Annotated in this window: 16 protein-coding genes, 1 tRNA gene, 3 rRNA genes and 1 riboswitch; of the genes, 8 read left to right on the top strand and 12 right to left on the bottom strand. The window is 55.0% G+C overall.

Features of this window, described 5'->3' with window-relative positions:
* Positions 1 to 45 precede the first annotated feature (45 nt).
* Both aceB and metA read right to left on the bottom strand, forming a co-directional pair.
* Complete coding sequence (gene aceB, locus FNY10_RS15635; RefSeq protein ID WP_131050770.1) at positions 46 to 1,647, bottom strand: malate synthase A; 1,602 nt, start codon at positions 1,645 to 1,647, stop codon at positions 46 to 48.
* A 260-nt stretch (positions 1,648 to 1,907) separates the two neighbouring features.
* A complete protein-coding gene (gene metA / locus FNY10_RS15630; protein WP_100686587.1) occupies positions 1,908 to 2,837 on the bottom strand; it encodes a homoserine O-acetyltransferase MetA in 930 nt (309 codons plus the stop codon).
* Between the two features lie 155 nt (positions 2,838 to 2,992).
* Between metA and FNY10_RS15625 the strand changes: the two genes are divergently transcribed.
* Positions 2,993 to 3,436: an acetyltransferase gene (locus FNY10_RS15625; RefSeq protein WP_131050769.1), complete on the top strand. Its 444-nt coding sequence runs from the start codon at positions 2,993 to 2,995 to the stop codon at positions 3,434 to 3,436.
* A 100-nt stretch (positions 3,437 to 3,536) separates the two neighbouring features.
* Here the strand turns inward: FNY10_RS15625 and rrf are convergent.
* From rrf to FNY10_RS15605, 4 genes are all read right to left on the bottom strand, one after another.
* Positions 3,537 to 3,652 (bottom strand): 5S ribosomal RNA (gene rrf, locus FNY10_RS15620).
* A gap of 134 nt (positions 3,653 to 3,786) precedes the next feature.
* A 23S ribosomal RNA gene (locus tag FNY10_RS15615) occupies positions 3,787 to 6,692 on the bottom strand.
* 191 nt (positions 6,693 to 6,883) lie between these two features.
* Positions 6,884 to 6,959, bottom strand: a tRNA-Glu gene (locus FNY10_RS15610).
* A gap of 85 nt (positions 6,960 to 7,044) precedes the next feature.
* Positions 7,045 to 8,584: ribosomal RNA gene (locus FNY10_RS15605) — 16S ribosomal RNA — on the bottom strand.
* Together the 16S, 23S and 5S rRNA genes with 1 tRNA gene alongside form the textbook arrangement of a ribosomal RNA operon.
* Before the next feature lie 617 nt (positions 8,585 to 9,201).
* On the opposite strand from FNY10_RS15605, the gene purH reads away from it, so the two are divergent.
* Both purH and purD read left to right on the top strand, forming a co-directional pair.
* A complete protein-coding gene (gene purH, locus FNY10_RS15600) occupies positions 9,202 to 10,791 on the top strand; it encodes a bifunctional phosphoribosylaminoimidazolecarboxamide formyltransferase/IMP cyclohydrolase (protein ID WP_131050650.1) in 1,590 nt (529 codons plus the stop codon).
* Positions 10,792 to 10,806: 15 nt separating this feature from the next.
* On the top strand, positions 10,807 to 12,096 hold the full coding sequence (gene purD / locus FNY10_RS15595) for a phosphoribosylamine--glycine ligase (protein ID WP_100686226.1): 1,290 nt from the start codon (positions 10,807 to 10,809) through the stop codon (positions 12,094 to 12,096).
* Positions 12,097 to 12,267: 171 nt separating this feature from the next.
* On the opposite strand, the gene FNY10_RS15590 is transcribed toward purD, so the two are convergent.
* The 6 genes from FNY10_RS15590 to nudC all read right to left on the bottom strand — a co-directional run bounded on the left by FNY10_RS15590 (position 12,268) and on the right by nudC (position 16,623).
* Positions 12,268 to 12,960 carry a DUF1481 domain-containing protein gene (locus tag FNY10_RS15590; RefSeq protein WP_142255939.1) on the bottom strand — a complete coding sequence of 231 codons (693 nt, stop codon included), beginning with the start codon at positions 12,958 to 12,960 and terminating at the stop codon, positions 12,268 to 12,270.
* 12 nt (positions 12,961 to 12,972) lie between these two features.
* A complete protein-coding gene (gene hupA / locus FNY10_RS15585) occupies positions 12,973 to 13,245 on the bottom strand; it encodes a nucleoid-associated protein HU-alpha (RefSeq protein ID WP_004097675.1) in 273 nt (90 codons plus the stop codon).
* A 186-nt stretch (positions 13,246 to 13,431) separates the two neighbouring features.
* Complete coding sequence (locus FNY10_RS15580) at positions 13,432 to 14,022, bottom strand: YjaG family protein (protein ID WP_004097673.1); 591 nt, start codon at positions 14,020 to 14,022, stop codon at positions 13,432 to 13,434.
* A gap of 42 nt (positions 14,023 to 14,064) precedes the next feature.
* Entirely contained in the window at positions 14,065 to 14,736 is a 672-nt protein-coding gene (gene nfi / locus FNY10_RS15575; protein ID WP_160705039.1) for a deoxyribonuclease V, read from the bottom strand.
* A gap of 9 nt (positions 14,737 to 14,745) precedes the next feature.
* Positions 14,746 to 15,810, bottom strand: coding sequence for a uroporphyrinogen decarboxylase (gene hemE / locus FNY10_RS15570; RefSeq protein WP_131050652.1), 1,065 nt, complete (start codon positions 15,808 to 15,810; stop codon positions 14,746 to 14,748).
* Positions 15,811 to 15,849: 39 nt separating this feature from the next.
* On the bottom strand, positions 15,850 to 16,623 hold the full coding sequence (gene nudC / locus FNY10_RS15565) for an NAD(+) diphosphatase (protein WP_131050653.1): 774 nt from the start codon (positions 16,621 to 16,623) through the stop codon (positions 15,850 to 15,852).
* Positions 16,624 to 16,716: 93 nt separating this feature from the next.
* On the opposite strand from nudC, the gene rsd reads away from it, so the two are divergent.
* The 5 genes from rsd to thiS all read left to right on the top strand — a co-directional run bounded on the left by rsd (position 16,717) and on the right by thiS (position 20,929).
* Entirely contained in the window at positions 16,717 to 17,214 is a 498-nt protein-coding gene (gene rsd / locus FNY10_RS15560; protein WP_131050654.1) for a sigma D regulator, read from the top strand.
* A 53-nt stretch (positions 17,215 to 17,267) separates the two neighbouring features.
* Positions 17,268 to 17,381, top strand: a riboswitch (TPP riboswitch).
* A gap of 85 nt (positions 17,382 to 17,466) precedes the next feature.
* Entirely contained in the window at positions 17,467 to 19,362 is a 1,896-nt protein-coding gene (thiC, locus tag FNY10_RS15555; protein WP_141965644.1) for a phosphomethylpyrimidine synthase ThiC, read from the top strand.
* The gene (thiE, locus tag FNY10_RS15550; protein ID WP_131050656.1) at positions 19,362 to 19,997 is read left to right on the top strand and encodes a thiamine phosphate synthase; all 636 of its coding nucleotides are present in this window, start codon (positions 19,362 to 19,364) and stop codon (positions 19,995 to 19,997) included. Before thiC ends, thiE begins: the two co-directional genes overlap by 1 nt.
* Entirely contained in the window at positions 19,990 to 20,745 is a 756-nt protein-coding gene (locus FNY10_RS15545) for a HesA/MoeB/ThiF family protein (RefSeq protein WP_131050657.1), read from the top strand. Before thiE ends, FNY10_RS15545 begins: the two co-directional genes overlap by 8 nt.
* Entirely contained in the window at positions 20,729 to 20,929 is a 201-nt protein-coding gene (gene thiS, locus FNY10_RS15540; RefSeq protein WP_100686235.1) for a sulfur carrier protein ThiS, read from the top strand. Before FNY10_RS15545 ends, thiS begins: the two co-directional genes overlap by 17 nt.

The raw sequence follows: 20,929 nt of genomic DNA, 5'->3' as shown, positions 1-20,929 counted from the left end.
AGCAATTTGGCCGCGGCCAAAAAGACAAACAAAATTGCCCGCTGATTACGCCAGCAGGCGGTAGCCCGGCAGCGTCAGGAAGTCGATTAACTCCTCTGAGGTGGTGATCTGTTCCATCAGGCGCGCGGCATCGTCAAAACGCCCGCTGCTGTAGCGGTGCTCGCCAAGCTCCTCCTGAATCACCATCAGTTCTTCCGCCAGCCACTGACGGAACAGCGTCTTGGTGACCGGTGTGCCGTCACTGAGGGTTTTCTGATGGTGAATCCATTGCCAGATGGAGGTTCGCGAAATTTCGGCGGTCGCCGCATCTTCCATCAGACCGTAAATCGGGACGCAGCCATTGCCGGAGATCCAGGCTTCGATGTACTGCACCGCGACGCGAATATTGGCGCGCATCCCTGCTTCTGTGCGTTCGCCCTCACAGGGCGCCAGCAGCTGTTCGGCGGTTATCGGCGCATCTTCTTCCCGGCTGACGTACAGCTGGTTGGGACGTTCGCCCAATAGCTGGTTGAAAACCGCCATGGCGGTATCCGCCAGCCCCGGATGCGCGACCCAGGTACCGTCGTGGCCGTTTTTCGCCTCCAGTTCTTTATCGGCGGTGACTTTCGCGAGGACCTGGCGGTTACGCTCAGCATCTTTGCTGGGGATAAATGCCGCCATCCCCCCCATCGCGAACGCGCCGCGTTTATGGCAGGTCTTAATCAACAGACGCGAATAGGCGCTAAGGAACGGTTTATCCATGGTGACAACCTGGCGGTCGGGTAAGACGCGGTCGCCATGGTTTTTTAACGTTTTGATATAGCTGAAAATGTAATCCCAGCGCCCGCAGTTCAGGCCCACGATATGGTCCCGCAGCGCATGCAGAATTTCATCCATCTGGAACACCGCTGGCAGTGTTTCAATTAACAGCGTGGCCTTGATCGTGCCGCGCGGCAGTTCAAAGCGGTCTTCGGTGTAGCTGAAGACATCGCTCCACCATGCCGCTTCCTGCCAGGCCTGAGTTTTCGGCAGGTAGAAGTAAGGACCGCTGCCTTTTGCCAGCAGCTTTTGGTAGTTGTGGAAAAAATAGAGCGCGAAATCAAACAGGCTGCCGGGAATCGATTCGCCGCGCCACGTAACATGTTTTTCTGGCAGATGCAGGCCGCGTACGCGGCATACCAGTACCGCCGGATCGGGCTTCAGCTGGTAAATCTTTCCGGCTTCATTGGTGTAGCTGATGGTGCCATTCACCGCATCGCGCAGGTTAATCTGGCCATCAATAACTTTGTTCCAGTCCGGCGCCAGCGAGTCTTCAAAATCTGCCATAAAGACTTTCACGTTGGCATTGAGGGCGTTAATCACCATTTTACGCTCTACCGGCCCGGTGATTTCCACCCGACGATCCTGTAAATCGGCGGGAATACCGCGAATCGTCCAGTCGCCATTTCTAATGGAAGCAGTTTCCGAAATAAAATCAGGCAGTCTTCCGGCGTCAATCGCCTGCTGTTGCTGAATACGTGCCGCCAGTAGTTTATTGCGCTCAGGCGTGAAGCGGCTCACCAGTTCCGTCAGAAACTCCACCGCCTCAGGCGTTAAAATCTGCTTCTCCTGCTCGCCATATGGCCGGCTGAAGGCCAGTTCGTCAGTCATTGTCGCCTGTTGCGTCATTTTGTAGCTCCTATTGGTTGATCCAGGTGGCGCGAGTGAACGATCGTTGTCTGGTTTTCGCTCAACACAATTAAGACTACTCAATAAAATTACAAAATCAAAAACAATTTCCATTTTTAATTTAATTAAATTGCAACATGCTGATTAAATTGAAATTAAAGTTATTTTTCAGAGTGAGTTGAATTTCGGAAACAAAAAAGGCACCCGAAGGTGCCAGAGGCAAAATGCTGAAACGCTTTAGGATCGCGTTATCTGGAGGATTAATCCAAAGTCGGATTCATATTCCGCAGATCGTATGGAGTGATCTGGTAGACGTAATAGTTAAGCCAGTTTGCAAACAGCAGATTGCCATGGCTGCGCCAGGTGGCTCGCGGTTTGTTTTGCGGATCGTTTTGCGGAAAATAATTATACGGAATGTCCGGGCTCAGACCGGCTTCCACATCGCGGAAAAATTCGCTGGCCAGGGTGTGGGCGTCGTATTCCGGGTGGCCGGTCACAAAGGCAATACGCTTATCTTTGCTGGCAAACAGGTAGGCATCACCCTCTTCCGTTTCTGCCAGGATCTCTAAATCGGTGTAATCGCGAATCAGCGCCGCCGGGAAATCCGCATAGCGAGAGTGCGGGGCAAGGAAAGAGTCATCAAAACCACGGGTCAGCAGCGCGTGAGGATGCAGAATATGATGCTCATACACGCCGGAAATTTTTTCTGCCCGGGTCTGCTTAGGAATGCCGTACAGGATATTGAGTGCGGCCTGTACCGCCCAACAAACAAAAAGCGTAGAGGTGACGTGATCTTTCGCCCACTCCAGCACCTGTTTGATCTGCGGCCAGTAGGCAACATCGTTAAATTCGACCAGACCCAGCGGCGCGCCGGTGACGATCAGACCGTCAAAGTTCTGGTCGCAAATATCGTCGAAGTTGCAGTAGAAGTTATTCAGGTGTTCACTTGGCGTATTGCGGGATTCACGCGCATCGATACGCAGGAGCTGGATATCAAGCTGTAGCGGAGAGTTCGACAGCAGGCGCAGGAACTGATTCTCCGTTTCGATTTTTTTCGGCATCAGGTTAAGGATAAGCACCTTCAGCGGACGAATTTCCTGAGTTGTTGCACGCGTAGTCGTCATCACAAAGACGTTCTCACCACGCAAGAAATTGACGGCTGGTAGCTCGTCCTGCACCCGAATCGGCATAACTTGATTACCTCATAGCATACGTATAAACGTTTAGACATCCAGACAGCTAACAATAACCAGGAATAATGAAAATGTCGAGTCTGCAAGCGGAAGGTGAGAAAGTTTCAACCATCTCCAGGATAGAATACTGTGGTTAATCGCAAGGATATATCATGAGTATAGTGATTCGCCGTTCGCGTAGTGATGAGAGCGAACAACTGATTGAAATCTGGCGTCGTTCCGTTGATGCGACGCATCATTTTCTTTCACAGCAGGACCGAAAGGAAATTGAGCGCCAGGTGTGTGAGTTTTTTCCCCGGGCGCCGCTATGGGTTGCGGCCACCCGTGAGGACAAGCCCTGCGCATTGATGCTGCTTTCCGAACAGCATCTGGAAGCCCTTTTTGTTGATCCTGACTTTCGCGGTATGGGCGTGGGTCGCCAGTTAGTCAGGTATGCTCTGGAATGGATTCCGGGACTCACAACCGATGTGAATGAGCAGAATGCTCAGGCGGTAGGGTTTTACGCGAATATGGGGTTTGTGGTGAGCGGACGCTCCGATCATGACGACCATGGGCGGCCCTATCCGCTGCTTCATTTGCGTTATGCCGGGCGTTAAAACGCAAAAAGCCCGTCCGTGAGGACGGGCTGCTTTCGCCATAAACACCAGACAAAACAAAAGGCCCGGTCTTTCGACCGGGCCTTCTGCTTTATTTGATGCCTGGCAGTTCCCTACTCTCACATGGGGAGACCCCACACTACCATCGGCGCTACGGCGTTTCACTTCTGAGTTCGGCATGGGGTCAGGTGGGACCACCGCGCTAGTGCCGCCAGGCAAATTCTTTGTGCTCAGTACGCAATTCTTTATCGCATCAGCCGTGTTGCTGCTGCGCACATCATTGCGTACTCAACTCTGAATCTAAGCTGAAAATCTATTTCGTCTCTTCGCCAAAACAGCTTCGGCGTTGTAAGGTTAAGCCTCACGGTTCATTAGTATCGGTTAGCTCAACGTATCGCTACGCTTACACACCCGACCTATCAACGTCGTCGTCTTCAACGTTCCTTCAGGACTCTCAAAGAGTCAGGGAGAACTCATCTCGGGGCAAGTTTCGTGCTTAGATGCTTTCAGCACTTATCTCTTCCGCATTTAGCTACCGGGCAATGCCATTGGCATGACAACCCGAACACCAGTGATGCGTCCACTCCGGTCCTCTCGTACTAGGAGCAGCCCCCCTCAATTCTCCAGCGCCCACGGCAGATAGGGACCGAACTGTCTCACGACGTTCTAAACCCAGCTCGCGTACCACTTTAAATGGCGAACAGCCATACCCTTGGGACCTACTTCAGCCCCAGGATGTGATGAGCCGACATCGAGGTGCCAAACACCGCCGTCGATATGAACTCTTGGGCGGTATCAGCCTGTTATCCCCGGAGTACCTTTTATCCGTTGAGCGATGGCCCTTCCATTCAGAACCACCGGATCACTATGACCTGCTTTCGCACCTGCTCGCGCCGTCACGCTCGCAGTCAAGCTAGCTTATGCCATTGCACTAACCTCCTGATGTCCGACCAGGATTAGCTAACCTTCGTGCTCCTCCGTTACTCTTTGGGAGGAGACCGCCCCAGTCAAACTACCCACCAGACACTGTCCGCAACCCGGATGACGGGTCTACGTTAGAACACCAGCCATTAAAGGGTGGTATTTCAAGGTTGGCTCCACGCAGACTGGCGTCCACGCTTCAAAGCCTCCCACCTATCCTACACATCAAGGACCAGTGTTCAGTGTCAAGCTATAGTAAAGGTTCACGGGGTCTTTCCGTCTTGCCGCGGGTACACTGCATCTTCACAGCGAGTTCAATTTCACTGAGTCTCGGGTGGAGACAGCCTGGCCATCATTACGCCATTCGTGCAGGTCGGAACTTACCCGACAAGGAATTTCGCTACCTTAGGACCGTTATAGTTACGGCCGCCGTTTACCGGGGCTTCGATCAAGAGCTTCTCCTTACGGATAACCCCATCAATTAACCTTCCGGCACCGGGCAGGCGTCACACCGTATACGTCCACTTTCGTGTTTGCACAGTGCTGTGTTTTTAATAAACAGTTGCAGCCAGCTGGTATCTTCGACTGAGTTCAGCTCCACGAGCAAGTCGCTTCACCTACCATCAGCGTGCCTTCTCCCGAAGTTACGGCACCATTTTGCCTAGTTCCTTCACCCGAGTTCTCTCAAGCGCCTTGGTATTCTCTACCTGACCACCTGTGTCGGTTTGGGGTACGATTTGATGTTACCTGATGCTTAGAGGCTTTTCCTGGAAGCAGGGCATTTGTCACTTCAGCACCGTAGTGCCTCGTCATCACACCTCAGCGTTAATAAGGTACCGGATTTACCTGGAACCTCCGCCTACATGCTTAAACCGGGACAACCGTCGCCCGGCCAACATAGCCTTCTCCGTCCCCCCTTCGCAGTAACACCGAGTACAGGAATATTAACCTGTTTCCCATCGACTACGCCTTTCGGCCTCGCCTTAGGGGTCGACTCACCCTGCCCCGATTAACGTTGGACAGGAACCCTTGGTCTTCCGGCGAGCGGGCTTTTCACCCGCTTTATCGTTACTTATGTCAGCATTCGCACTTCTGATACCTCCAGCAACCCTCACAGGCCACCTTCAACGGCTTACAGAACGCTCCCCTACCCAACAACACATCGTGTCGCTGCCGCAGCTTCGGTGCATGGTTTAGCCCCGTTACATCTTCCGCGCAGGCCGACTCGACCAGTGAGCTATTACGCTTTCTTTAAATGATGGCTGCTTCTAAGCCAACATCCTGGCTGTCTGTGCCTTCCCACATCGTTTCCCACTTAACCATGACTTTGGGACCTTAGCTGGCGGTCTGGGTTGTTTCCCTCTTCACGACGGACGTTAGCACCCGCCGTGTGTCTCCCGTGATAACATTCTTCGGTATTCGTAGTTTGCATCGGGTTGGTAAGTCGGGATGACCCCCTAGCCGAAACAGTGCTCTACCCCCGAAGATGAGTTCACGAGGCGCTACCTAAATAGCTTTCGGGGAGAACCAGCTATCTCCCGGTTTGATTGGCCTTTCACCCCCAGCCACAAGTCATCCGCTAATTTTTCAACATTAGTCGGTTCGGTCCTCCAGTTAGTGTTACCCAACCTTCAACCTGCCCATGGCTAGATCACCGGGTTTCGGGTCTATACCCTGCAACTTAACGCCCAGTTAAGACTCGGTTTCCCTGCGGCTCCCCTATTCGGTTAACCTTGCTACAGAATATAAGTCGCTGACCCATTATACAAAAGGTACGCAGTCACCTAACAAGTAGGCTCCCACTGCTTGTACGTACACGGTTTCAGGTTCTTTTTCACTCCCCTCGCCGGGGTTCTTTTCGCCTTTCCCTCACGGTACTGGTTCACTATCGGTCAGTCAGGAGTATTTAGCCTTGGAGGATGGTCCCCCCATATTCAGACAGGATACCACGTGTCCCGCCCTACTCTTCGAACTCACAGCCTGTGCATTTTAGTGTACGGGAGTATCACCCTGTACCCTGCGACTTTCCAGACGCTTCCACTAACACACAAACTGATTCAGGTTCTGGGCTGCTCCCCGTTCGCTCGCCGCTACTGGGGGAATCTCGGTTGATTTCTTTTCCTCGGGGTACTTAGATGTTTCAGTTCCCCCGGTTCGCTTCGTTAAGCTATGTATTCACTTAACGATAGTGTGTCGAAACACACTGGGTTTCCCCATTCGGAAATCGCCGGTTATAACGGTTCATATCACCTTACCGACGCTTATCGCAGATTAGCACGTCCTTCATCGCCTCTGACTGCCAGGGCATCCACCGTGTACGCTTAGTCGCTTAACCTCACAACCCGAAACTGTTTCGTAAAACGGCTCGTGTTGCGAAAATTTGAGAGACTCGAACACACATAACATGTGTGTCGTTTCAATTTTCAGCTTGATCCAGATTTTTAAAGAGCAAATATCTCAAACGTCACCCGAAGATGAGTTTTGAGATACTGAGGTCGGCGACTTTCACTCACACAAACCAGCAAGTGGCGTCCCCTAGGGGATTCGAACCCCTGTTACCGCCGTGAAAGGGCGGTGTCCTGGGCCTCTAGACGAAGGGGACACTGAAGTCTCAATCGCAAGACGCCTTGCTTTTTACTTTTCATCAGACAATCTGTGTGAGCACTACAAAGGCAGGTTCTTTCAGGTAAGGAGGTGATCCAACCGCAGGTTCCCCTACGGTTACCTTGTTACGACTTCACCCCAGTCATGAATCACAAAGTGGTAAGCGCCCTCCCGAAGGTTAAGCTACCTACTTCTTTTGCAACCCACTCCCATGGTGTGACGGGCGGTGTGTACAAGGCCCGGGAACGTATTCACCGTAGCATTCTGATCTACGATTACTAGCGATTCCGACTTCATGGAGTCGAGTTGCAGACTCCAATCCGGACTACGACATACTTTATGAGGTCCGCTTGCTCTCGCGAGGTCGCTTCTCTTTGTATATGCCATTGTAGCACGTGTGTAGCCCTACTCGTAAGGGCCATGATGACTTGACGTCATCCCCACCTTCCTCCAGTTTATCACTGGCAGTCTCCTTTGAGTTCCCGACCAAATCGCTGGCAACAAAGGATAAGGGTTGCGCTCGTTGCGGGACTTAACCCAACATTTCACAACACGAGCTGACGACAGCCATGCAGCACCTGTCTCAGAGTTCCCGAAGGCACCAAAGCATCTCTGCTAAGTTCTCTGGATGTCAAGAGTAGGTAAGGTTCTTCGCGTTGCATCGAATTAAACCACATGCTCCACCGCTTGTGCGGGCCCCCGTCAATTCATTTGAGTTTTAACCTTGCGGCCGTACTCCCCAGGCGGTCGACTTAACGCGTTAGCTCCGGAAGCCACTCCTCAAGGGAACAACCTCCAAGTCGACATCGTTTACAGCGTGGACTACCAGGGTATCTAATCCTGTTTGCTCCCCACGCTTTCGCACCTGAGCGTCAGTCTTTGTCCAGGGGGCCGCCTTCGCCACCGGTATTCCTCCAGATCTCTACGCATTTCACCGCTACACCTGGAATTCTACCCCCCTCTACAAGACTCAAGCCTGCCAGTTTCAAATGCAGTTCCCAGGTTGAGCCCGGGGATTTCACATCTGACTTAACAGACCGCCTGCGTGCGCTTTACGCCCAGTAATTCCGATTAACGCTTGCACCCTCCGTATTACCGCGGCTGCTGGCACGGAGTTAGCCGGTGCTTCTTCTGCGAGTAACGTCAATCGATGAGGTTATTAACCTCACCGCCTTCCTCCTCGCTGAAAGTACTTTACAACCCGAAGGCCTTCTTCATACACGCGGCATGGCTGCATCAGGCTTGCGCCCATTGTGCAATATTCCCCACTGCTGCCTCCCGTAGGAGTCTGGACCGTGTCTCAGTTCCAGTGTGGCTGGTCATCCTCTCAGACCAGCTAGGGATCGTCGCCTAGGTGAGCCGTTACCCCACCTACTAGCTAATCCCATCTGGGCACATCTGATGGCATGAGGCCCGAAGGTCCCCCACTTTGGTCTTGCGACGTTATGCGGTATTAGCTACCGTTTCCAGTAGTTATCCCCCTCCATCAGGCAGTTTCCCAGACATTACTCACCCGTCCGCCACTCGTCACCCGAGAGCAAGCTCTCTGTGCTACCGTTCGACTTGCATGTGTTAGGCCTGCCGCCAGCGTTCAATCTGAGCCATGATCAAACTCTTCAATTTAAGTTTGATGCTCATGAATTAAACTTCGTAATGAATTACGTATGTTCACTCAGAGACTTGGTATTCATTTTTCGTCCGAGGACGTTAAGAATCCATGTCACTTTGAGTGCCCACACAGATTGTCTGATAAATTGTTAAAGAGCAGTTGCGACGGCGCTTAGCGCTCTGTCGCGAGGTGGCGTATATTACGCTTTCCTCTTTCAGAGTCAACCTCATTTTTCAGAAGTTTTCTCTTTCAACCCGGCGGCTTGTCTGCCGTTGTTCCGTGTCGATGGAGGCGCATTATAGGGAGTTCTCGAACGCCCGCAATAGAAAAATTGCAGAAAAATGACTGACTGCTGCATTCCCCAGCAAAACCCCGCTTTATACCCTGTTACACACAGAATTATCCACAGACCGTACCGCTTGTTAGCGCATAAAGCCCAGCAAAAGCCCCTTCTATATAAAGAAGAGAGCGGCAAAAAAGAGAAAGATAAAAATTCGCGAGCGTTGCGCAAACGTTTTCGTTACAATGCCGCGCTATGACAAGGATGCCCGGTGGGGTGCGTCAGGTGAGTTTTTAGACAAAAATTCACCTAACGCTCTCTGTAATGTTCAAATCCTGGGGATTTAATACCATGCAACAACGTCGTCCAGTCCGCCGCGCTCTGCTCAGTGTTTCTGACAAGGCCGGTATCGTCGAATTCGCGCAGGCTCTTTCCGCTCGTGGTGTTGAGCTACTGTCTACGGGTGGTACCGCACGCCTGCTGGCTGAGAAAGGCCTGCCGGTAACCGAAGTCTCTGACTACACCGGTTTCCCGGAAATGATGGATGGACGCGTTAAGACCCTGCATCCAAAAGTACACGGCGGCATTCTCGGCCGTCGCGGCCAGGATGACGAGATCATGGCCCAGCACGCTATCTCTCCTATCGATATGGTTGTTGTTAACCTTTATCCGTTCGCCCAGACCGTCGCCCGCGAAGGTTGCTCGCTGGAAGATGCGGTGGAAAACATCGATATCGGCGGCCCGACAATGGTGCGCTCCGCGGCCAAGAACCATAAAGACGTGGCTATCGTCGTGAAGAGCCATGACTACAACGCCATTATTAAAGAGATGGATGCGAATGACGGTTCCCTGACGCTGGAAACCCGCTTCGATCTCGCCATTAAAGCTTTCGAGCACACCGCCGCCTACGACAGCATGATTGCCAACTACTTCGGCAGCATGGTTCCGGCCTATCACGGTGAGACTCAGGAAGCCTCCGGCCGCTTCCCGCGTACGCTGAACCTGAACTTTATTAAGAAGCAGGATATGCGCTACGGCGAGAACAGCCATCAGCAGGCTGCCTTCTATATAGAAGAAGAAATTAAAGAAGCGTCGGTTGCGACCGCTACTCAGGTTCAGGGCAAAGCCCTTTCTTATAACAACATCGCCGATACCGATGCGGCGCTGGAGTGTGTGAAAGAGTTCAGCGAACCGGCCTGCGTGATTGTTAAACACGCCAACCCATGCGGCGTTGCGGTCAGCTCCTCAATTCTGGATGCTTACGATCGTGCCTACAAAACCGACCCGACCTCCGCATTCGGCGGCATTATCGCCTTCAACCGCGAGCTGGATGCAGAAACCGCGCAGGCCATCATTTCTCGTCAGTTTGTTGAAGTGATCATTGCGCCATCCGCCAGCGAAGAGGCCCTGAAGATAACGGCGGCCAAACAGAACGTCCGCGTTCTGACCTGCGGCGAGTGGGCGGCACGCGTTCCAGGTCTCGATTTCAAACGCGTTAACGGCGGCCTGCTGGTTCAGGATCGCGATCTGGGCATGGTCAGCGCCGGTGAACTGCGCGTGGTCAGCAAACGCCAGCCGACGGAACAAGAACTGCGTGATGCGCTGTTCTGCTGGAAAGTGGCGAAGTTCGTGAAATCCAACGCCATTGTTTACGCCAAAGAGAATATGACTATCGGCATCGGCGCGGGCCAGATGAGCCGCGTTTACTCTGCCAAAATCGCCGGGATTAAAGCCGGTGACGAAGGTCTGGAAGTCAAAGGTTCGGCAATGGCCTCCGATGCCTTCTTCCCGTTCCGTGACGGTATCGATGCGGCTGCGGCGGTTGGCGTAACCTGCGTGATCCAACCTGGCGGTTCTATCCGCGACGATGAGGTGATTGCCGCAGCCGACGAACACGGTATTGCGATGATCTTCACCGACATGCGCCACTTCCGCCATTAATTCACGGAGCAGAACATGAAAGTATTAGTGATTGGCAACGGCGGCCGCGAGCACGCGCTGGGATGGAAAGCGGCACAGTCTCCGCTGGTCGACACCGTCTACGTCGCGCCGGGTAACGCCGGCACCGCTCTGGAACCCGCGCTGCAAAACGTCAATATCGGTGTGACCGATATTCCGGCGCTGCTGGACTTTGCCCAGCGCGAAAAGATCGATCTGACCATCGTCGGTCCGGAAGCGCCGCTGGTGATTGGCATTGTCGATGCGTTCCGCGCCGCGGGCCTGAAAATCTTCGGCCCGACCGAAGGCGCCGCCCAGCTGGAAGGTTCAAAAGCCTTTACCAAAGATTTCCTCGCGCGGCATAACATTCCGACCGCGGAATATCAGAACTTCACCGAAGTCGAACCTGCGCTGGCCTATCTGCGCGAAAAAGGTGCGCCGATTGTTATCAAGGCGGACGGTCTGGCAGCCGGTAAAGGCGTGATTGTCGCGATGACGCTGCAAGAAGCGGAAGAGGCGGTTCAGGATATGCTGGCCGGCAACGCCTTTGGCGACGCGGGCCATCGGATCGTGATCGAAGAGTTCCTCGACGGCGAAGAAGCCAGCTTTATCGTCATGGTCGACGGCGAGCACGTTCTGCCGATGGCCACCAGCCAGGACCACAAACGCGTAGGTAATGGCGATACCGGTCCGAACACCGGTGGTATGGGCGCCTATTCACCCGCCCCGGTGGTCACCGATGAGGTTCATCAGCGCACCATGGATCGCATCATTTGGCCAACGGTCAAAGGTATGGCGGCGGAAGGCAATACCTATACCGGGTTCCTGTACGCCGGTCTGATGATCGACAAACAGGGCAATCCAAAAGTTATCGAGTTCAACTGCCGTTTCGGCGATCCGGAAACGCAGCCCATTATGCTGCGTATGAAATCCGACATGGTGGAGCTGTGCCTCGCCGCCTGCGACGGAAAACTGGATGAGAAAACCTCCGAGTGGGACGATCGCGCCTCGCTGGGTATCGTGGTCGCCGCAGGCGGCTATCCGGGCAACTACGCCACCGGCGACGAAATCTTCGGCCTGCCGCAGCAAGAAGCTGTGGATGGCAAGGTCTTCCATGCCGGGACGAAGCTTACCGATGACCAGCGCGTGGTGACGAATGGCGGCCGCGTACTGTGCGTGACGGCATTGGGTGACACCGTGGCCCAGGCGCAGCAGCGCGCCTACGAACTCCTGACCGGTATTCATTGGGAAGGTAGCTTCAGCCGTAGCGATATTGGCTGGCGCGCAATCGCCCGCGAGCAACGCTAGCGCTTGAGCGTGACCTCATAACAGGCCTTATTGACGGGCGGCTTCATTCTGGAGTCGCCCGTTTTTTTTATCGTCCGCCATCATGTTGCGGAGCGCATGCGGTCAGGCGCCTCAGAGCTAACGTATGGAGAAGAACAGGCGCCGGGTGCGCAAAGCCTCTTTGACAGAACGTCAGAAGGTTTTTTCCTGCGGCTGCCAGGTACAGAAATCTTCGTTGGCCACCAGCAAAAGCTGAGCGCCCTCTGAGGCTTCCAGCCACGCCACGCTCACCTCAACGGAAGAGTGATTCTGGCGGCGTTCAATGTGAGCTAAGGCCCGGGCATCCAGATCCGGCTTCACGGTTTGCCCTTCACAGGTCGTCACGGTGTGGTTGGCATGCCAGCGTCCCTGACGCAGAACAACGCGTCCTTGCCGCAAGGCGTCGCTGGTCTGGCGAATTTGCGTTGCCCGGTAGCGGTAAAGCGCCACCTGATCGCTGGAAAGCTGTTGTTTTTGTCCGTCCACTTCGCGCTGCATAAAGCTCAGCTCGCCCTGGTCATCAAAACGGGCGCGAATGTGTTCCGTCGGTTTGCCGTAGACATTGAGTTCGATAAGCGTGAGTCGGTCACCCTGCCAGCGGTATTCGCTGGTTGAAGTATTGCCGTGACGCCACGGGCTGAAGGCGGCAAGCAGATGCACTTCGCCGTTGGAATCCAGACGCCAGATACGCATCGCGCCCTGGTTGTCCGCATACCCGCTGGCGGTAAAAGGCGGGACAGAAGAGTCATGGCTACAGGCAGAGATCAGCACGACGCCCGCCAGCATCAATACGCGACGCCAGATAGACAAAAGGGGCTTTAAGGCCCCTTCGTTAAAACTGTACACTGCCACGCAGTCTTACTTAACGGCGTCTTTCAGCGCTTTACCAGAAACAAATGCCGGCACGTTAGCAGCGGCAATTTTGATTTCGTTACCGGTCTGCGGGTTGCGGCCAGTACGCTCAGCGCGGTGGTTCACTTTGAAGGTACCGAAACCAACCAGTTGAACAGCATCACCTTCTTTCAGAGACTCAGTAATTGCAGCCAGGGTAGATTCCAGGGCAGCTTTTGCCTGTGCTTTGGACAGGTCAGCTTTGTCCGCAATTACATCAATCAGTTGAGTCTTGTTCATAAGTTATCCTTACAATGTGTTTATCGCTTGCTAAGCACCGAGTGCGACGGAAATGCCTGAAAAGCACTCTCCTGCATACACGCACCGATAGCCACTTTTTTTCGCCCTCCAAATGTAGACCAGACGGGGGGCGGAATGGAAGCCTTCAGACGCTACAATTCAGGCGGTAAATCACGTTTTCTGGTCTCACTGCTGAAAATTTATACCAATATTGCTCTCGCCGGCTTCACGAAGGTCTGCGCGCAGCCCTTTGATCAGTTCGATATCGCGTTCTTCACAGTCGGCCAGCAGGCGGAAAATTTCCCACTGAATATCCCATTCTTGCTCAACCGCCGGGTTCTCTTTGAGCTCTTCGTCGGTCATTTCGCGACCCGCCTGGGTCATTTCCAGCATCGCGACGGTGGTGATCGAGCTCTTGCTCACCTCAATGGCATGCTCAAGCGTTTCTCCGCTCAGACGCGAATGAATCAGTTCACTCAGAGCAACGCAGGCGTCGATAGCCGGATACACGCCGTACAAATCATAGTCATCGGCAGCCGGAATTGCCTCTTCCAGTTTTTCCAGCTGGCTATCGAAATTCACCTTCGCATCCTTGACGGTCAGGGTTTCCCAAATCAGATCGAGGATACGACGATACAGCTGGCCATCGGCAAATTCGGTTTGCTGGCAGAACATCGCGTAATTGGGGTACATGCGCTCGCACAAACAGGCCATAAAGGTGACGTGCTGCCAGCTTTCCAGCTTCTCCAGGCGCAGATGAATCGGGTTTTGTAACATGATGAATTCTCGAAGTCAGAAATTAGCCGCAGTGTACCTGAATCAGCAGTGATTTGCTTGCCAACGCACAAACGCCGGACGCCGCGAGGCAACCGCATCGGCCCAGCGCGTAGGCTCCGGCAAGCGGTAGCCCTTGATGCAGCGCTGAACCCATGTCAGCGCGCTATCGAGAGCCACCCGATGGCCGGTGCTGACAAACAGCGGATTGCAGCGCGCTTTGCTGCGCCAGACCCACGCCAGCTGCTCGTTTTTATCTATCAGCGGCGCCAGCGCTCCCGGCTCATCGCCGGGCAGCGTAAACTGACCGCACAGGCGTTTTTTGGCCACCCCGATGGTCGGGACATCCACCAGCAGGCCAAAATGGCTGGCGACGCCCAGACGCCGGGGATGGGAAATCCCGTGGCCATCGACAAAGAGCAGATCCGGTTTTTGTGCAAGCTGCTGCCACGCTGCCAGCAAAGCGGGCGTTTCACGAAAGGAGAGAAAACCGGGGATATACGGCATGGTGGTGGCCACTCGCGCCACCTGATATTCAACCAGTTCCAGAGAGGGCCAGGCGAGCAGCACAATAGCCGCCCGCGTCACTTCTCCTTCTTGCTCGAAGCCAACGTCCGCACCGCCGATCAGCCGGGGAGGATCGCTATCCAGCCGATCCTCACGAATCACCGATGCGGCCAGCTCCTGCTGCCGTTGGCGTAGCGACGCCAGATCCATACTCGCTCCTTAGCGATGGTATTGTGCCGACAGCCGGTGCACCGCTTCCACAAATACGCCGGCGTGTTCAGGGTTCACATCCTGATGGATGCCATGACCGAGGTTGAAGACATGGCCTTCTCCCTGACCAAAACCGGCCAGTATGGTCGCGACTTCCTCTTCAATACGGCCAGCAGGCGCATACAGCATGGAAGGATCCATATTGCCCTGCAGCGCCACTTTGTGACCGACCCGACGACGCGCGTCGGCGATATCGGTGGTCCAGTCGAGACCCAGCGCATCGCAGCCGGTTTCGGCCATCGCTTCCAGCCACTGTCCGCCGCCTTTGGTGAATAACGTCACCGGGACGCGGCGGCCTTCGTTTTCGCGCAGCAGGCCATCAACGATTTTGTGCATGTAGTACAGCGAGAACTGCTGATAATCGCGGCCGGTCAGCACGCCACCCCAGGTATCGAAAATCATCACCGACTGGGCGCCCGCTTTGATTTGGGCGTTCAGGTACAGGGTGACGCTTTTGGCCAGCTTTTCGAGCAGCGCATGCAGCGCCTGCGGGTCGGCATACATCATTTTCTTGATCACGGTAAACGCCTTGCTGCTCCCGCCTTCAACCATATAGGTCGCCAGCGTCCACGGGCTGCCGGAGAAGCCAATTAGCGGAACCTCGCCTTTTAATTCGCGGCGAATCGTCCGCACGGCATTCATCACGTAGCCGAGCTCATCTTCCGGATCGGGCACCGGCAGTTTGTCGACATCGGCCTTACCGGTAATCGTCGAGGTGAAACGGGGACCTTCGCCAGTTTCAAAATAGAGCCCCAGCCCCATTGCGTCGGGGATGGTCAAAATGTCCGAGAAGAGGATAGCTGCATCCAGTTTATAGCGGCGCAGCGGCTGCAATGTGACTTCGCAGGCCAGCTCGGCGTTTTTGCACAGCGACATAAAATCGCCGGCCTGGGCGCGAGTGGCTTTGTACTCCGGTAAATAACGGCCCGCCTGGCGCATCATCCACACCGGGGTCACATCAACGGGTTGGCGCAGCAGCGCACGCAGATAACGATCGTTCTTCAGTTCGGTCATTTTGCAGTTCCTTAAGCGTCAGGCCGTTATTGTATCACGTCATTCCTCGTCAGCCCGACACATTGCCACGGTGTCTTCTATCAGGCGGCGCGCTACGGTACCCGGCGGCGGCAGCAGCGGTAAATCGTCATAGCGATACCAGCCAGCCTGCAGCAGCTCTTTTTCATCGATAACAATGTCGCCGCTGTCATATTCCGCCATAAATGCGGTCATCAGCGACTGCGGGAACGGCCACGGCTGGGAGGTCACATAGCGCAAATTTTTCACCTTCAGACCGCACTCTTCCATGACCTCGCGGGCAACCGCCTCCTCAAGGGTCTCTCCCACTTCGACAAACCCGGCCAGCACCGTATGTATGCCATTACGATGGCGGGTATGCTGCGCCAGCAAGATAGAATCGTCCCGGCGAATCGCCACGATCATGCAGGGCGCGATTTGCGGGTAATAACGTTCGCGGCAGTGGCTGCAGAGCATCGCCCATTCGGTTTTGCTCGGATGCATTGGATGCCCGCAGTAACCGCAGAATTTATGCGAGCGGTAAAATTCGGCGAGCTGAATCCCGCGCCCCGCCAGCTGAAACAACCCCGGATCCTGATCCAATAACTGCCGCAACGATCCCATATCATGCCGACGATCCTGGCACACCATCCACACCGCATCGCCTTGCCATTCGCCAATATGCAGCGCGTGCTGGCCGACAAGATTGAAATTTACCGCTTCGCCATGTGGTAATTCCCCGTCGGGTAACCATAATTTCTGTTCGTGACTGACTATCCACCAGCCGCTATCTAATTTTTCAATAATACGATCCATATCTATTGCACTACCTTCGTTTTACTGGCACTTTTAACATTATATTTACATTTTGGTGAGCAACGTTATTTTCTTAATCTTGCGGAGTCAACCATGTTAAACCAGCTGGAAAACCTGACGGAACGTGTTGGAGGCAGTAATGAACTGGTCGATCGCTGGCTGCATGTACGTAAGCATTTGCTCGTCGCTTACTACAAGCTGGTTGGCCTGAAACCGGGAAAAGAATCCTTTATGCGGCTTAACGAAAAGGCGCTGGATAACTTTTGCCAAAGCCTGGTGGATTATCTCTCCTCCGGCCATTTTAGTATTTATGAACGCATTCTTGGCGAAATGGAAGGTGATACGCCACTTTTGGCGGTTACCAGGCTCTATCCGCAGCTGGAAGCCAATACCCAGCAAATTATGGATGACTACGACTCCTGCCTCGAAAACGCCATCGATCACGATAATTATCTTGAGTTCCAGCAGGCGCTGTCCGACATCGGCGAAGCGCTGGAAGCCCGCTTTGCGCTGGAAGATAAGCTGATCGCCCTCGCCATTTCGTACAACCTGAAAGATAACGTCAGCGACAATATCGCGCCGACGGCTTGAGTTGTGAACCGTTAACGAGTAATTTACAGACATTCTCCCTCTACGGAGGGAGTGTTATCTTGTCGGAGTGCCTATTTTCCACACTGGAAAAGGCTGAGACCGTTAATTCGGGATCCGCGGAACCTGATCAGGCTAATACCTGCGAAGGGAACAAGAGTAAACTGCAAAGAGCGGCCGTCCCTCAGGGACCAAACGCATCTGTTACTCCATCCGTCGTCTGACAAGCCATCTCCTTTTCATCTGGAATGAGCTATGTCTACAGAAAAACTGACCCGCCGACAGCAGCGCGAACGCGCACAACACTTTATTGATACTCTGGAAGGCACCGCCTTTCCCCGCTCACGACGCATCTATGTTCAGGGTGCACAGGATAGTATTCGCGTGCCGATGCGCGAAATCCAGCTCAGCCCCACGCTTACTGGCGGCGACAAAAGCAACCCACAGTATGAAGAGAACGAAGCCATACCGGTGTATGACACCTCCGGCCCCTACGGCGATCCTGATATAGCCATCGACGTCCGGCAGGGACTGGCGAAGCTGCGCCAGCCGTGGATTGATGCCCGTCACGATTGCGAGCCGTTACACGAACGCAGCTCCCTCTACACCCAAGCGCGCCTGGCCGATGAGGAGCTCGATGCGCTGCGCTTTAGCGGCTCGCTGACGCCAAAACGCGCAAAATCAGGTAAATGCGTCACGCAGCTCCACTACGCGCGCCAGGGCATCGTCACGCCGGAGATGGCGTTCATCGCCATCCGCGAAAATATGGGCCGCGAGCGCATTCGCAGCAAAGTGTTGCGCCACCAGCACCCTGGCGAAGGTTTTGGCGCCCGCCTGCCGGAGAATATCTCCGCCGAGTTCGTCCGCGATGAAGTGGCTGCCGGGCGCGCCATTATTCCCGCCAATATCAACCATCCTGAGTCGGAACCGATGATTATCGGCCGAAATTTCCTGGTGAAGGTCAACGCCAATATCGGTAACTCGGCGGTGACCTCCTCCATCGAAGAGGAGGTGGAAAAACTGGTGTGGTCAACGCGCTGGGGCGCTGACACGGTGATGGATTTGTCCACCGGGCGCTATATTCACGAAACCCGCGAGTGGATCCTGCGCAACAGCCCGGTCCCTATCGGTACCGTCCCCATTTACCAGGCGCTGGAGAAGGTGAACGGTATCGCCGAAAACCTCACCTGGGAAGCCTTCCGCGATACTCTGCTGGAGCAGGCAGAACAAGGCGTTGACTACTTCACCATCCATGCCGGCGTCCTGCTGCGCTATGTGCCGATGACCGCCGGACGGCTGACCGGCATTGTCTCCCGCGGCGGTTCGATCATGGCGAAATGGTGCCTTTCCCATCATCAGGAGAACTTCCTGTACCAGCATTTCCGCGAAATCTGCGAAATCTGCGCCGCCTATGATGTCTCGCTCTCCTTAGGCGATGGCCTGCGCCCGGGTTCCATTCAGGATGCCAACGACGAAGCGCAGTTTGCCGAACTGCATACCCTGGGCGAACTCACCAAAATCGCCTGGGAATATGATGTGCAGGTGATGATTGAAGGACCGGGTCACGTGCCGATGCAGATGATCCGCCGCAACATGACCGAAGAGCTGGAGCACTGTCACGAAGCGCCGTTCTATACCCTCGGGCCGTTAACCACCGATATCGCTCCCGGCTATGACCACTTCACCTCCGGTATCGGTGCGGCGATGATCGGCTGGTTCGGCTGCGCCATGCTCTGCTACGTCACGCCAAAAGAGCATCTCGGCCTGCCCAATAAAGAGGACGTGAAGCAGGGATTGATCACCTACAAAATCGCCGCCCACGCCGCCGACCTCGCCAAAGGGCACCCTGGCGCGCAGATCCGCGATAACGCTATGTCCAAAGCGCGGTTTGAATTCCGCTGGGAAGACCAGTTTAACCTCGCGCTCGACCCGTTCACCGCCCGCGCTTATCACGATGAAACGCTGCCGCAGGAGTCCGGCAAGGTCGCCCACTTCTGCTCCATGTGCGGGCCTAAATTCTGTTCAATGAAAATCACCCAGGAAGTCCGCGATTATGCCGCCCGGCAGCATATCGAAGCCGGTATGGCCGACAAATCCCAGGATTTCCGCGCTCTTGGCGGTGAGATCTATTTACGTAAGGAGCAAGCCTGATGTACCAACCCGATTTTCCATCCGTCCCCTTCCGCTTAGGACTCTATCCGGTCGTCGATAGCGTGGAGTGGATTGAACGTTTGCTTACTGCGGGCGTGCGTACTATTCAGCTGCGCATCAAGGATAAACGCGACAGCGAAGTTGAAGACGATGTGATCGCCGCTATTGCCCTGGGACGCCAACACGACGCCCGACTGTTTATTAATGATTACTGGCGGTTGGCCATAAAACATCAGGCTTACGGCGTGCATTTAGGCCAGGAGGATCTGGAAACCACAGACCTCAGCGCAATCCGCAACGCCGGGCTGCGTCTTGGGGTCTCGACTCATGACGATATGGAGATCGACGTCGCGCTGGCCGCACGCCCCTCCTACATCGCCCTGGGCCACGTTTTTCCCACGCAAACCAAACAGATGCCTTCCGCCCCTCAGGGACTGGAGCAGCTTGCCCGCCATATCCAGCGTTTGCAGGATTACCCGACGGTAGCGATCGGCGGCATCAGTCTGGCACGGGCACCGGCGGTACTGGAAACCGGCGTCGGCAGTATTGCGGTCGTCAGCGCGATTACTCAGGCGGCTGACTGGCGGCAGGCCACCGCGCAGTTGCTGACTCTCGCGGGAGTCGGCGATGAATGACAGCGATTTTATGCGCTATAGCCGCCAGCTGCTGCTGGAGGATATCGCCATCGAAGGCCAGCAAAAGCTGCTGGCCAGCCGGGTACTGATCGTCGGTCTTGGCGGGCTGGGCTCGCCTGCCGCGCTTTATCTGGCCGGTGCCGGTGTCGGCACGCTGGTGCTGGCCGATGACGACGACGTGCACGTCAGCAACCTCCAGCGGCAAATTCTGTTCACCAGCGATGATATCGCTCAGCCCAAAACCACGGCCGCCAGAGCAAGGCTGGCTCGTCTCAACCCGCAGATTGAACTGATTGCCCTGAAGCAGCGGTTAGGCGGAAAGGCCCTGCTGGATGAAGTGACGCAGGCCGATGTGGTACTGGATTGCACCGATAACATGGTGACCCGCCAGGCTATCAATGCCGCCTGCGTCGCGCTTAAGACACCGCTGATCACCGCCAGCGCCGTCGGGCTGGGAGGCCAACTGATGGTACTGACGCCGCCGTGGGAACAGGGCTGCTACCGCTGCCTGTGGCCGGATGCTAACGAGCCCGAACGCAACTGCCGTACGGCGGGCATTATCGGCCCGGTGGTGGGCATGATGGGTACCCTGCAGGCGCTGGAGGCGATCAAACTGCTCAGCGGCATGGCGACGCCGCGTAATACTCTGCGCCTGTTCGATGCCCGCACCAGCAGCTGGCGCGCGCTCGCATTACAGCGGGCTCAGGACTGTCCGGTATGTGGAGGGCAGCATGCAGGTATGGTTTAACGATGAACCGTTGCAGTGCGCCGACGCGACATCCGTCGCCACCCTGCTCACTCAACTGGAACAGCATCAACCGGGCGTCGCGCTGGCGCTCAATCAACACATCCTGCCGCGTGAGCGCTGGGAACACCATCTTCTGCAGGAAGGCGACCAAATCCTGCTTTTTCAGGTTATCGCCGGAGGCTGA

This window comes from Klebsiella sp. Lac1 (assembly GCF_009825425.1).
GTDB classification, from domain to species: domain Bacteria; phylum Pseudomonadota; class Gammaproteobacteria; order Enterobacterales; family Enterobacteriaceae; genus Klebsiella; species Klebsiella electrica.
Note: the sequence above shows the minus strand (reverse complement) of the source record. Positions and strands in the feature narration are given on the sequence as shown.

Excerpts from the sequence above, each read along its gene's own strand:
- thiE (WP_131050656.1), top strand. The coding sequence starts at position 19,362 with ATGTACCAACCCGATTTTCCATCCGTCCCCTTCCGCTTAGGACTCTAT.
- thiS (WP_100686235.1), top strand. The coding sequence starts at position 20,729 with ATGCAGGTATGGTTTAACGATGAACCGTTGCAGTGCGCCGACGCGACA.
- rsd (WP_131050654.1), top strand. The coding sequence starts at position 16,717 with ATGTTAAACCAGCTGGAAAACCTGACGGAACGTGTTGGAGGCAGTAAT.
- hemE (WP_131050652.1), bottom strand. The coding sequence starts at position 15,810 with ATGACCGAACTGAAGAACGATCGTTATCTGCGTGCGCTGCTGCGCCAA.
- thiC (WP_141965644.1), top strand. The coding sequence starts at position 17,467 with ATGTCTACAGAAAAACTGACCCGCCGACAGCAGCGCGAACGCGCACAA.
- metA (WP_100686587.1), bottom strand. The coding sequence starts at position 2,837 with ATGCCGATTCGGGTGCAGGACGAGCTACCAGCCGTCAATTTCTTGCGT.
- FNY10_RS15545 (WP_131050657.1), top strand. The coding sequence starts at position 19,990 with ATGAATGACAGCGATTTTATGCGCTATAGCCGCCAGCTGCTGCTGGAG.
- FNY10_RS15625 (WP_131050769.1), top strand. The coding sequence starts at position 2,993 with ATGAGTATAGTGATTCGCCGTTCGCGTAGTGATGAGAGCGAACAACTG.
- purD (WP_100686226.1), top strand. The coding sequence starts at position 10,807 with ATGAAAGTATTAGTGATTGGCAACGGCGGCCGCGAGCACGCGCTGGGA.
- nfi (WP_160705039.1), bottom strand. The coding sequence starts at position 14,736 with ATGGATCTGGCGTCGCTACGCCAACGGCAGCAGGAGCTGGCCGCATCG.
- hupA (WP_004097675.1), bottom strand. The coding sequence starts at position 13,245 with ATGAACAAGACTCAACTGATTGATGTAATTGCGGACAAAGCTGACCTG.
- FNY10_RS15580 (WP_004097673.1), bottom strand. The coding sequence starts at position 14,022 with ATGTTACAAAACCCGATTCATCTGCGCCTGGAGAAGCTGGAAAGCTGG.
- aceB (WP_131050770.1), bottom strand. The coding sequence starts at position 1,647 with ATGACGCAACAGGCGACAATGACTGACGAACTGGCCTTCAGCCGGCCA.
- purH (WP_131050650.1), top strand. The coding sequence starts at position 9,202 with ATGCAACAACGTCGTCCAGTCCGCCGCGCTCTGCTCAGTGTTTCTGAC.
- nudC (WP_131050653.1), bottom strand. The coding sequence starts at position 16,623 with ATGGATCGTATTATTGAAAAATTAGATAGCGGCTGGTGGATAGTCAGT.